Annotated in this window: 13 protein-coding genes; all 13 read left to right on the plus strand. The window is 60.1% G+C overall.

Annotated elements, in window-relative coordinates; genetic code table 11:
* The first annotated feature begins 159 nt into the window (after positions 1-159).
* The 13 genes from PD282_RS08100 (at position 160) to PD282_RS08160 (ending at position 12,317) form a co-directional block, all read left to right on the plus strand.
* Positions 160-1,638, plus strand: a complete 1,479-nt coding sequence (locus tag PD282_RS08100) for an SPOR domain-containing protein (protein WP_274649950.1) — start codon at positions 160-162, stop codon at positions 1,636-1,638.
* Positions 1,639-1,698: 60 nt separating this feature from the next.
* Complete coding sequence (locus PD282_RS08105) at positions 1,699-1,941, plus strand: DUF4321 domain-containing protein (protein WP_274649952.1); 243 nt, start codon at positions 1,699-1,701, stop codon at positions 1,939-1,941.
* 74 nt (positions 1,942-2,015) lie between these two features.
* Positions 2,016-2,828, plus strand: a complete 813-nt coding sequence (locus tag PD282_RS08110; protein ID WP_274649954.1) for a Maf family protein — start codon at positions 2,016-2,018, stop codon at positions 2,826-2,828.
* Between the two features lie 199 nt (positions 2,829-3,027).
* The gene (radC, locus tag PD282_RS08115; protein ID WP_274649956.1) at positions 3,028-3,717 is read left to right on the plus strand and encodes a RadC family protein; all 690 of its coding nucleotides are present in this window, start codon (positions 3,028-3,030) and stop codon (positions 3,715-3,717) included.
* A 46-nt stretch (positions 3,718-3,763) separates the two neighbouring features.
* Positions 3,764-4,798, plus strand: a complete 1,035-nt coding sequence (locus tag PD282_RS08120) for a rod shape-determining protein (RefSeq protein ID WP_274649958.1) — start codon at positions 3,764-3,766, stop codon at positions 4,796-4,798.
* 74 nt (positions 4,799-4,872) lie between these two features.
* Entirely contained in the window at positions 4,873-5,742 is an 870-nt protein-coding gene (mreC, locus tag PD282_RS08125) for a rod shape-determining protein MreC (protein WP_274649960.1), read from the plus strand.
* The gene (mreD, locus tag PD282_RS08130) at positions 5,739-6,263 is read left to right on the plus strand and encodes a rod shape-determining protein MreD (RefSeq protein ID WP_274649962.1); all 525 of its coding nucleotides are present in this window, start codon (positions 5,739-5,741) and stop codon (positions 6,261-6,263) included. The genes mreC and mreD overlap by 4 nt, the downstream gene beginning before the upstream one ends.
* 118 nt (positions 6,264-6,381) lie before the next feature.
* Positions 6,382-7,041 carry a septum site-determining protein MinC gene (minC, locus tag PD282_RS08135; RefSeq protein WP_274649964.1) on the plus strand — a complete coding sequence of 220 codons (660 nt, stop codon included), beginning with the start codon at positions 6,382-6,384 and terminating at the stop codon, positions 7,039-7,041.
* A 71-nt stretch (positions 7,042-7,112) separates the two neighbouring features.
* Entirely contained in the window at positions 7,113-7,904 is a 792-nt protein-coding gene (gene minD / locus PD282_RS08140) for a septum site-determining protein MinD (protein WP_274649966.1), read from the plus strand.
* A gap of 7 nt (positions 7,905-7,911) precedes the next feature.
* Complete coding sequence (locus PD282_RS08145) at positions 7,912-9,060, plus strand: FtsW/RodA/SpoVE family cell cycle protein (RefSeq protein WP_274649968.1); 1,149 nt, start codon at positions 7,912-7,914, stop codon at positions 9,058-9,060.
* 121 nt (positions 9,061-9,181) lie between these two features.
* Positions 9,182-10,150 carry a M23 family metallopeptidase gene (locus tag PD282_RS08150; RefSeq protein ID WP_274649970.1) on the plus strand — a complete coding sequence of 323 codons (969 nt, stop codon included), beginning with the start codon at positions 9,182-9,184 and terminating at the stop codon, positions 10,148-10,150.
* A complete protein-coding gene (locus PD282_RS08155) occupies positions 10,143-11,036 on the plus strand; it encodes a M50 family metallopeptidase (RefSeq protein ID WP_274649972.1) in 894 nt (297 codons plus the stop codon). The genes PD282_RS08150 and PD282_RS08155 overlap by 8 nt, the downstream gene beginning before the upstream one ends.
* Positions 11,037-11,081: 45 nt before the next feature.
* A complete protein-coding gene (locus PD282_RS08160; protein ID WP_274649973.1) occupies positions 11,082-12,317 on the plus strand; it encodes an Rne/Rng family ribonuclease in 1,236 nt (411 codons plus the stop codon).
* Positions 12,318-12,331 lie beyond the last annotated feature (14 nt).

A 12,331-nucleotide genomic window follows, 5' to 3' on the forward strand; every position in this document is an offset into this window, starting at 1 on the left:
TCTTTCCCGGAGCGATCGTTTGCATTTAGATGGTCCCTATCAGCCGGAAGGCCGTTCCCGCATCGACGCCGTTGCGCGGGGAGCGGCCTTTTCCATTGTCATAACTCTCTCAACGCATTCATAGACTTTTACTAGAATGCTGGACAAGGAGAGAGGACGATGAACTCGAAAGCGCGCATTACGTATCGTTTCGATAAACAAAACGGAATTCGCCTGGAGCCGCAGCAAAAGGAGCAAAAGGCAGCCAAGCCGGCCCTGGGGAAGACGATTGTGCCTTTGTTCGGAGAGGAAATGAACTTTACGTCGGAGATCGGACCGTGGAACAGTCCGTTTCAGGACGACGCCTTTGCGCTGGAGCAGCTGATCCGCGAGACGGACGGGCAGCGGGCCGATGGCGGGCGGGAGCCGGCGGAAAGTCCGGACGGAGCAGATATCGGGGCGGGCAAGAAGGACGGCTCGCAGCATCGCCTGGACTCGGCCGTCGGTGGCGGCAGCCGTTTCGTAAAAGGCTCCGAACGGCAGACGGCGGCCGAAGAGACGGACGGACCGGACCTATATGAGTACGATTTTGTCCCGCTCGGCGATGAGGACGCCGGAATGCGGCGTCCCGACTTCGACGGGGAGGAAAACATCCATACGCCGATTATCGAACTGGAAGAGGAAGGCGGACTGACGCCTTTCGTACCGGGGAAACACGCGGCCATACGGGGTGCCTTCTTCTCGGCGCCGGCGGCGAACTATCGAACCACGCGGGGCCCTTCCTGGTTCAAGGTGTTTGCCTCGGTGACGGCGGCGGTCGCGACCGGCGCGTTGTTCGGCTATATGGTGCTGGCGCTGTTCGCCGGCGGCGACGGGGCGCAGATACCCGACCAGTCCGCGAAGGAGACGGCGGCGTCCGCAAGCGCCCCTGACGGTTCGGCCGCAGCGGGCGGGAAGCAGGGGGCTTCTGCCGCTGCGGGGACAGGCGCAGCGGGCGGCTCCGCCAGTAAGCCCGGAGCGGGACAAAACGGCGGCGCGGCCGCCCTCAAAGTGAACCTGCCTTCCGAATCGTATTATGTGCTGCAGTACGGTGTTTTCAGCAGCCAGGACGGACTCGATGCGGCGGTCGGCGATTTGAACGCCAAAGGACTGGCGGCGGCGCCGCTTGCGACCGGCAGCGATTTTCGCGTTTATGTCGGGCTTGCCGCCGACAAGGATGGGGCTGCGCAGCTGCAAAACTCGCTTCCCGGCATGGACGTCTATATAAAGCCGGTCGACATCCCTTCCGTCGGCGCAGTCGCGTTTACAGGCGATGCGAAAAATATCGAGTCGTTTTTCAAACTAACCGGCGACCTGATTCGTCAAATGGACGGGATGACCATCGGAGGGCTTACGGGCCAAACGGACAAATCCGCCGGAGACTGGCAGACGCTTCATCAGCAGTGGACGACGGCGGCCGGGAAGATCCAGCAGGGCTTGACGAGGGCAGCGGACAAAGACGGGCTGGCCAAGCTGGCGCAGGCGGTCAATTCCGCCGCGGTCGCCGCCGGGGAATATGCGAAGAAGCCTTCGGACGCCGCCTTGTGGACCGTTCAGGCGTCGCTGATGAAAGCGGTATTCGCGCAGAAAGATTGGTTTGCGTCGATGGATGCATTGTAATGCGCCGCTTTCCTGACGTATAATGAGTCGTGTCAAAACATGACGAAGGACGTTGGGCTGATGAAGAAAAATGCTTGGTTGCTGCCGCTGTTCATCATAATCGGTTTGGTTGCGGGCGCGCTGGCGTCGCACTGGCTCAAGCCCGTCCGTGCACTTTCGTTTTTGACACACTCGGAGAAGGTGGATTGGACGCCGTCTGCGGATTTGCTTGTGGTCAGCTACAGCTTGAAGGTCCACATCGAACTGAGCCTGCTGAGCATCATCGGCCTGCTCGCCGCAATCTGGCTGTACCGAAAAATGTAACGCCGGCCTTGCGCCGGCGGCGCCGCAACCGCCCGTTTCAACAACGCAAGAAGCCATTCAGGAGCTGAATATTCATGGCGGATTCGCCGCTGAATTCCCATTCGTTGAACGTTCGCCGGCTCGTGCTGGCTTCATCCTCTCCCCGCCGGCGGGAACTGGTCGAGATGCTGGACCTTTCCCTGCCGGTTCTCATTTTACCGACTCATGCCGACGAAACTACGCCGCCCGGCTGGACGCCGGCGCAAATCGTCGAGCAGCTCGCCCTGCGCAAAGCGCGCGCGGCATTGCCGCTGCTGCAGGACGAACCCGGTCATGCCGCGGATTCCGTTATTATCGGAGCGGACACGATCGTCGTCCTGGACGGCGAAGCGCTCGGCAAGCCGAGGGATACGGCTGCCGCTGCCGCCATGCTCGGCCGTCTTCAGGGACGGACGCACGAGGTGTACTCGGGCCTAGCCTGCATCGCCGTACGCGGCGGCTCCGAACAGGACCGCCAAATCCCGGCGCCGAATACGCGGCCGCCCGGGCAGCTTACCGCATGCGGCGAGGAAACCGGCGAAGCTGCGGAATGGTCCGGGGCCGGGTACCGGGTCGTTTCCCGCACGGAGAACGGCATGCCGGAGGCTGTCGCAGGCCATACGGTCAGCAGCGTCACCTTCAAGACGCTGAGCGACGAGGAAATCGAAGGCTATGCCATGACGGGCGAGCCGCTCGATAAAGCCGGAGCATACGGTATTCAGGGGCGCGGCGCGATTTTTGTCGAACGGCTGGAAGGGGACTTTTACAGCGTGATGGGGCTTCCCCTTCATCTGCTTTACCGGATGCTCCAGCTGTACGATATTCGTCCATTCCAGTCCAAGAACGATCCGAATCGATCCGCGAAATAGTTCTTTCTTCCACTATTCGTTCTACCAGTTCGACCGAATGTAGTCCATTAGACCCAGGTTATATGGTATACTTTTTTACAGCCGATAAAGTAGCCGGCGAATGGAGGCCGCATAGCCCGGTTTACCGGGCAATTGTACCCGGTACCGGTACGCCTGCAGCCGCCGCGAGGCTCATTACATACGTAAAGGCTGTGAAATCGTGGAAGCGAATAACTATGTGCTGAAGGACATTCCATCCGAGGACCGACCGAGGGAACGCCTAATGAATAACGGCGCCGAGGCGCTCAGTCATGCCGAGCTGCTGGCCATTCTGCTGCGCACCGGCACGAAGCGCGAATCGGCCGTTCTGCTTGCCTCCCGGATTTTGAAGGAATGCGGGAGCCTGCGCGGGCTCGTCGATATGAGTGTCGGGGAACTGACGGCGATCCGCGGCATCGGGCCGGCCAAAGCCGTGCAGCTGCGCGCCGGCATCGAGCTCGGGCGGCGCCTGGCCAGAAGCGCGGGCAGCGAAGCGCCGGTCATCCGCAAGCCTGAGGATGCGGCGGATCTGCTGATGGAAGAGCTTCGATATTTGAAGAAGGAGCATTTCGTCTGCCTGTTTTTGAACACGAAAAATCAGGTGATCGCCAGAGAAACGCTGTCGGTCGGCACCTTGAACGCCTCGCTCGTCCATCCCCGCGAGGTGTTTCGCGCGGCGATCAAATGCAGCAGCGCTTCCATTATATGTATACACAATCATCCAAGCGGTGACCCCTCGCCAAGCCCCGAGGACATCGCGATGACGCGCCGTCTGAAGGAAGCCGGCGAGCTGGCCGGCATCGATGTGCTCGATCATCTGGTGATCGGCGATAATCGCTATACCAGTTTGAAGGAGCAGGGATTCATGTAATATAATAAGAGGGATTGCCTTGCGCATAGAAAGGGAGAATAATCATATGTTTGGTGGCTTTTCGAAAGATCTGGGAATCGACCTCGGCACGGCGAATACCCTTGTTTATGTGAGAGGCAAAGGCATCGTCGTCAGAGAGCCTTCCGTCGTTGCGCTGCGCACCGATACGAAGACGATCGAGGCGGTTGGCGAGCAGGCGAAGAAAATGATCGGGCGCACGCCCGGCAACATCCGCGCAATGCGGCCGATGAAGGACGGCGTGATCGCCGATTTCGAAACGACGGCCACAATGATCAAATATTTTATCCGTCAGGCGCAGAAGCAGCGTTCGCTCTTTCCGCGTCATCCGAACGTAATGGTGTGCGTGCCCTCCGGCATTACCGCCGTCGAGCAGCGGGCGGTCAAGGATGCGACGGAGCAGGCTGGAGCCCGCGAAGCGTTTACGATCGAGGAGCCGTTCGCGGCGGCGATCGGCGCCGATCTGCCGGTATGGGAGCCGACGGGCAGCATGGTGGTCGATATCGGCGGCGGCACGACCGAGGTGGCCGTCATTTCGCTCGGCGGCATCGTCACGAGCCGTTCGATCCGGATTGCCGGCGACGAAATGGACGAAGCGATCATTCAATATACTAAGCGTATGTACAATTTGATGATCGGCGAACGGACGTCGGAGCAGCTGAAAATGGAGATCGGCTCGGCGATGACGAGCGAGAAAGGCGAAACGATGGAAATCCGCGGCCGCGATCTCGTGACCGGACTGCCGAAAACGATACCGATTTCCGCCGACGAAATCACGGAAGCGCTCAGCGACACCGTGAACGCGATTGTCGAAGCGGTGAAGGTCACCCTGGAGAAATGTCCGCCTGAGCTGTCCGCCGACATTATGGACCGCGGCATCGTGCTGACGGGCGGCGGCGCGCTGCTCCGCAACCTGGACAAGCTCCTGTCGCGGGAAACCGGCATGCCCGTCATCGTCGCGGAGAATCCGCTGGACTGCGTAGCGATCGGCACCGGCCGGGCACTCGACAACATCGACTTGTTCAAAACAAGAGGAGGTCCGGTTTCCCGTTCCAAGCGATAAGGTCCGGCAGCGGGCGCGTTCGCGGGAACGCGCCTCGGGGAAAACGGGGAACGGGAATAGGCGGGTGAGAAACGTTGTTTAACTGGATGCGCAACCGGCGCATGTTCGTGCTGATGATCGCTTTCATCTTGTTTATCGCCGTCATGGGCTTCACGATCGGCGAACGAAAGAAATTGTCGTGGCCCGAAAATTTCGTGCTCGATTCATCCGCATTCGTGCAGCAATGGTTGTACAGGCCCGCTGGTTACATAGCGGGCCTGTTTAAAGATATCGCCAATCTGCACGACATCTACAACGAGAACGAGCGGCTGAGGAAGGTTGCGGCCGCGTATGCGCGCGACAGCATCCGCTTTAACCAGATCGAGCAGAAGAACGAGCAGCTGCAGAAGGATCTGAATTTTACCGAACGGCAGAAAAAACTGGACGACTATACGTACATGATTGCGCAGGTCGTTGCGGTCAACCCCGAATCGTACGACGGGACAATCCGCATCGACCTTGGCTCGAAGGACGGGGTCGAGCCGGACATGGCCGTCGTGTCGGATAAAGGGCTGATCGGTCTTGTCAGCCGCGTCGACCCGTTCTATTCATCGGTTATGCCGTTGACGAAGCTCGACGCCAACGCGCCGGACACGAAGCTGGTCTCCGCGACGGTGCTCGGGCACGAGAACGAATCGTTCGGCATCATCGACAGCTATAACGCGGAAACGAACCGGCTGACGATGTCCAAAATCGCGGATAAGGACCCGCTGAAGAAAGGCGATACGATCATTACGACCGGCTTCGGGGACGTTTTCCCGAAAGGGCTGATGATCGGCACCGTCGAATCGCGGCAGGACGGCGATTCCGGGCTTACCGCCACGGCGACGATCATTCCGGCGGCCGATTTCGAGCATTTGACCGAAGTGTTTGTCGTGAAGACGCCGGAAGGGAGCGGCTCATGAAGCTGCAGCGCATCGTCGGCATCATGCTGCTTCTTTTTCTGGCGGAGGGCACGGTGTTTTACTGGCTGATGCCGGACAGTCTGGCCGGACGGGTGATCCCGCGCTTTACGCTCGCTTTCGTCCTGTTCGCGGCCATGTACCGCGACCGCCACACCGCGCTATTGCTCGGATTTTTCTTCGGCTTGCTGCAGGATATGGCCTATTACGGCCGGATGATCGGCGTTCATGCGTTCGGCATGGCGATTGCCGGCTATTTGACCGGCTTCATCTTCAAGCGGAAAAAACCGACGATGATGATGTCGCTGTCGGTCATGTTTTTGTCCACGCTGTTTTACGAGGCGCTGCTTTATTCCGTATACCGGCTGTTCCGGCTGACGCATGAAACGTTCGAGTGGGCGCTGTCCGATCACATTTTGCCCAGTCTCCTTCTGCAGGTGCTGTTTGCGCTCGCCCTATACGTGCCGGCCAGGCGCTGGTTTGAAGGCAGCGTGAAAAAGAAAGCCGAAGAGGAAGAAGAATAGAGGCGGCAAGCAGGAATCCGCCTCGATTGAATTGAATCGTATACAAGAGTGTTCAGCCGTCATGCGGGTAAAGGCTTCTTTTCAGGCGGTATCGTCAGGCGTACAAGGGGGGGCAAGCGTGACCGACAAGCAGCATATTACGATCAAAGGCGTCAAGGACGGTCTCGTATTCCTCCTGGACGACACCTGCGAATTTTCCGCATTGCTCGAAGAACTTCAATATAAATTGGAAAAATCGCATCAACAGCTGCTGTCCGGTCCGATCGTCCACGTACAGGTGAAGCTGGGCTCGCGCCGGTTGACGGACGAGGAGAAAGAACGGATTGCGGAGACGATTCGCCAGCAGGGCAATCTGCTCGTACAGTCGATCGAAAGCCAGGTTCCGGAAACGCCCGGCCCGGGGGAAGGACGCAACCTGAAGGTGCTGACGGGGATGGTCCGATCCGGACAAACGATCGAGCACGAAGGTAATTTGCTGCTGATGGGCGATTTGAACCCGGGCGGTTCGCTTCGCTGCACGGGCGACATTTATGTGCTGGGCGCGCTTCGCGGCCTGGCCCATGCGGGGACGGAAGGCAACGAGGACGCGATCATCGCCGCATCGCTTCTGCGTCCGACGCAGCTCCGCATTGCGGACGTCATCAGCCGGCCGCCCGACGAATGGATGACGGGGGACGCCGCGATGGAGTTCGCCTATTTGAACGAAGGCGTCATGAAGATCGACAAGATGACGCAGCTGCATCGTTTGCGCAAAGAGCCTGTCGTATTTAAGGCGTAAAAGCACGGCTTGAAATTGGCGGCAGCCGCGCGAGATATCCGCGGACTGCCCGCGGCGGGGAGTGTTTAATCATGGGAGAAGCGATAGTAGTGACGTCCGGCAAGGGCGGAGTCGGCAAGACAACCACTTCCGCCAATTTGGGGACGGCGCTCGCTTTGCTCGGCAAAAAGGTGTGCATGGTCGATACCGATATCGGCCTTCGGAATTTGGACGTCGTGATGGGGCTTGAGAACCGTATCATCTACGACCTGATCGACGTGGCGCAGGGCCGCTGCCGGCTGAATCAGGCGCTGGTGAAGGACAAGCGGTTCGACGAGCTGTATATGCTGCCGGCCGCGCAGACGAAGGATAAGCACGACGTCACGCCGGAGCAGGTGCGCGATATCGTGCTGGAGCTGAAGAAGGAGAACGATTATGTGGTGATCGACTGTCCGGCGGGCATCGAGCAGGGCTTCCGCAACGCGGTCGCCGGCGCCGACCGCGCCATCGTCGTGACGACGCCGGAGAACGCCGCTGTGCGCGATGCGGACCGCGTCATCGGTCTGCTTGAGCAGTCGCAGGTTCCGGCGCGGCTGGTCATCAACCGGATCCGCGCCAACATGGTGCGCAGCGGGGAGATGCTCGATATCGACGAGATCTGCCAGGTGCTGGCCATCGACCTGCTCGGCATCGTGCCCGATGATGAGAAAGTGATCAAATCGGCGAACGCGGGCGAGCCGACCGTCATGGATCCGTCCTCCCGGGCGGCCGTCGCTTACCGGAACATCGCGCGCCGGATGCTCGGCGATATGGTACCCCTCATGCCGCTGGAGGAGAAGTCCGGCGTCTTCAAACGGTTTCGCAAGTTTCTGGGAATAGGATGAGCGGCCGGTGATTTATAAACTGAAAAAGCTGGACGTCGGCATGCTGGTCATTTTGGTCGCTTTTATGGTCGTCAGCACGCTGCTCGTCCACAGCGCAACCTACGGCAATCCGGGCTACCGCGATTACGACGTGAAAACGGTCATTTTCTACGGAATCGGATTCGCCGCGGCGATCGTTTCTACGCTGATCGATTACCGCATCTTTTTGAAGGGCTGGTATGTGCTGTACGGGATCGGCATCGTGATGCTTGTGCTCGTCTATTTGACCGCAAAGGAAATCAACGGCGCGAAAAGCTGGTTTGTTTTGCCGGGAGGTCTGCTGTTCCAGCCTGCCGAAATGGTGAAAATCATTCTGATCATTACGGTTGCGTATTTGATGGGCCGGCGCAAAGGGGATCCGCTGCGGATTCGTTCGGATTTGCTTGTCATCGCCGCCTTTTCGTTTCTCCCGTTCGCGCTTGTCATGATCCAGCCGGACCTCGGCAACGCGATCATTTACCTCGTTATCGTGCTCGGCATGCTGTGGATCGGCAACGTCCGGTACACGCACGTGCTGATCGGGATGGCCGTCGTCATCGGCAGCCTCATCCTGTTCGTCAATTTGTTCAACACGTACAACAAGAACATCCACGATTTTCTGGAAGAGCATCAAAAGGTGCACTGGTACGAGCGGATCAACGGCTTCATCAATCCATCGGAGGCGCCGCAGAGCGAAGTGTATCAGGCCGAGAATTCGAAAATCGCGATCGGCTCCGGGGGACTGACCGGCGACGGCTATATGAAGGGCGATTCGAAAAACCGCAAGCTGATCCCGTACCCGTATTCGGACGCGATTTTCGTCGTGATCGGCGAGGAATTCGGCTTTCAAGGCGCCGCCGTCGTGCTGATGCTTTATTTTTTGCTCATCTACAGGATGATTCTCATCGCCTTTCAGTGCCTGGACCTGCGCGGCTCATTCATCGTGATCGGGATCGTCTCGATGTACGTGTTCCAGGTCTTTCAGAATATCGGCATGATGATCGGCCTTATGCCGATCACCGGCATTACGCTGCCGTTTATCAGCTACGGCGGCACGTCGCTCCTGCTTAACATGCTCTGCATCGGGCTCGTATTCAGCGTGAAGGCGCACCAGGAAAAATACGAAATGGCCGCATAGCCGCTTTGGCGTTCAAACGCCGAAGCGGCTTTTTCGCTCCGGCATGCAAGCGCAACATAAACAAGCCCCCCGGTTCATATATATGAATCGAGCAAGCTGTCCATATGATGGAGGGATTAGCATGGGGACGAAAAACGGCGTCCGTCAGCGCAGGCAGGAGCGCATGAGACGGATATTGGAGCAGATGGACCGGCAGAGCGTTTCCCGCCCGCCGGAATCGAATATCCGGGAGGGCGCGATCGGAGGTCAGAGACAGCCTTCCCCTCCGGCGTATCCGCCGCCCCCGGCTTCCTTAGCCGGACCGCAGCGGTATGCCGGTCCTGAAAGCGGACCCGGCACGGCTCATTCCGATCCGGAGCTGCTCTGGAAATCGCAGCCGAATCCGTGGGAAAGAGCCGGCTGGCGCATGGCCCCGCCAATAGGCGCGAGCGGCGGAGGGGAGCTTGGAAGCGGGCCGGCCCGCACCGGAAACGCGATCGTGCGCGGGCTGTTTATCCAGACCGTCTTCGCCGCCGCTTTATTTGCGATTATTTACGGCATGTTCCATCTCGACGCGCCGCTGGCGAAGAAGGGGCAGGAGACCGTAACGGCGGCGCTGACCGAGCAGATGAATTTCCAATCGGCCGAGGCGCTGTACCGCAAAATGTTCGCCGGCGCGCCGTCGTTCATTCCGATGTTCGGCGGCTCGGGCGAGGACAAAACAAAGCTGGCCGAAGGCGACGTCGCGCTGCCGATCGTTAAGCCGCTGAAGGACGGTACGGTCGTGCACAGCTTTGCCGAGACGCTCGGCGGCGTCGAAATCGCGGGCAAGCCGCTTGATCCGGTCGCCGCCGCCGAAGCCGGCCGGGTGCTGCTCGTGACCGACGACAAGACGACCGGGCGCACCGTCGTCATCCAGCATGCCGGCAGCCGCGTCACGGTATACGGGCATCTGGGCCGATCCGACGTAGCCGAGAGCGACTGGGTCGACGCCGGCCAGACCGTCGGCACGCTCGGGCCGGCCGCTTCGGGCGAGACGAGCCTCTTGTTTTTTGCGGTGAAGGAGAAAGGCCGGTACGTCAACCCCGCGGACGTCGTGCCGCTTGATTAGGCTGTTTGGCATCCGGTGGTCGGTTCACCCGCTCTTCGTGCTCGTCATGCTCGCTTCGATTGCAACCGGTTATTTCGTGGAGCTGCTGACGCTGTTCGCGATCGTGCTGGTGCATGAGCTGGGACATGTCGCGGCGGCGCGGGGATACGGGTGGACCGTGCGGGACGTCAAGCTGCTTCCTTTCGGAGGCGTGGCTGAAGTCGAGAACGCCGCAAGCGTACCGGCGAAGGAGGAGGCTGTCGTCGCACTGGCGGGACCGCTGCAAAATGTATGGATGGCCGCGGCGGCTTGGGCCCTTGGCCAAACCGGCTGGTGGAGCGCCGATTGGTCGGATTATGTGTGGCGCGCCAATGTCATGATCGGCTTGTTCAACCTGCTGCCGATTTTGCCTCTTGACGGCGGCAGGCTGATGCAGGCCGCGCTCAGCCGGACGCTGACCTTTCACCAGACGCTCGTCTGGGGCGCCCGGATCAGCCTCGCCTTCAGCCTGCTGATGACGCTTTACGCGTTCACCCCGCTTATCCCCGCGCTTCATGTCCGCACGGGCGGCATCGAGGCGAACCTGCTGCTGCTCGGTTTGTTTCTGCTGGCCACGAACTGGTCGTACAACCGGAATATCCCGTTTTTGTTTTTGCGTTTCCTGACCGGCCGCGCCGCCGCGTCCGCCCGGTTCGTCGCGAACGGGGCCTGGGCGTTTCCGATTATCGTCTCGAAGGGGCATTCGGTCTCGGCGGCGCTGCGCCTGTTCAAGCGGGACAGCTATCATCTGGTCGTCGTGATGGAGGAGAAGGGGCGCATTCTGGCCGTTCTCCCCGAACAGAAGGTCGTCGTCGGCTACTTGTCCGACGGGAACGGAGGCCGTGCAGTTTCGGAGCTTTTCATGTAAAATAGACTCCATGAAAGACCGAATGCGCAGGGGGTCGGAAGCGAAATGAAGCAAATGCTGGTTCAAGGCCGCGGCGGCGTGCTGAAAACGGCAATCATGCAGGATGGCCGCCTGCTGGAATATGATATGGAACGATCCGATAGCGACGGGGAGCTCGTCGGCAGTTTGTTTAAAGGGCGGGTCGTCAATGTGCTGCCCGGCATGCAGGCGGCGTTCGTCGATATCGGCCAGGCGAAAAACGCTTTCTTATATATCGACGATTGCCTGCATCCACACCTGGAGCGGCAGCCGAAGGAGAAGCCGTCCATTACCGACCTGCTCCGGCCCTCACAGTCCGTTATCGTACAAGTGGTGAAAGAACCGCTCGGCACGAAAGGGGCCCGCGTCACGACGCATTATTCACTTCCGGGCAGATACCTCGTCTATATGCCGAATGCCGATTACGTAGGCGTGTCCAAAAAAGTGAACGGCGAGCAGGAGCGCGCCCGGCTGCGCGCGATCGCCGAATCAGGCCGCAGGCCGGGAGAGGGCGTTATCGTGCGGACCGCGGCGGAAGGCGAGGCGGCGGATGCGCTCGAAGCCGATCTGGACCGTTTGCGCGGACTGTGGACGGCCATTGAGCGCCGCGCCGAGACGGCATCCGCGCCGTCGGAGCTGCACCGGGAGGAGGGGCTGATCCACCGGCTGGTGCGCGACATGCTGAGCGCCGAAATTGACGAGGTCTGGATCGACGACAAGAAGCGGTACGCCGAGACCGAGCAGCTCGTCCGCCGCATGGCGCCGGCGCTGCTGCCAAGGATTCGCCTCTACGATCCGGCCGCCTCTGCCGGGCTGTTCGAGCGGTACAAAGCGGACAAGCAGCTGGATGAAGCGTTCGAGCGGCGCATTCCGCTCAGCTGCGGAGGCGATCTGGTCTGGGATCAGACCGAAGCGCTGACAGTCATCGACGTCAATACGGGCAAATTCGTCGGCACCCGCGATCTGGAGGACACCGTGTTCCGGACGAACATGGAAGCGGCGGAACAAATCGCCCGTCTGCTCCGGCTTCGCGACGTCGGCGGAATCATCATCATCGATTTTATCGATATGGATCTGGAAGAGCACCGCGCGCAAATTGCCAGGCGGATGGAGGAGCTGCTGCGAAGCGACCGCTCCAAGACGCAGGTCGCCGGCTGGACCAAGCTCGGACTGCTCGAGCTGACGCGCCGGAAGGTCCGCGACCAGGCGCTTCGCGAGCGCCGCGTGATTTGCCCGGCCTGCCAGGGAAGAGGCAGCGTGTAGCCGGACACCGGTTT

It is taken from the genome of Paenibacillus humicola (assembly GCF_028826105.1).
In the GTDB taxonomy this organism is placed as follows: domain Bacteria; phylum Bacillota; class Bacilli; order Paenibacillales; family Paenibacillaceae; genus Paenibacillus_Z; species Paenibacillus_Z humicola.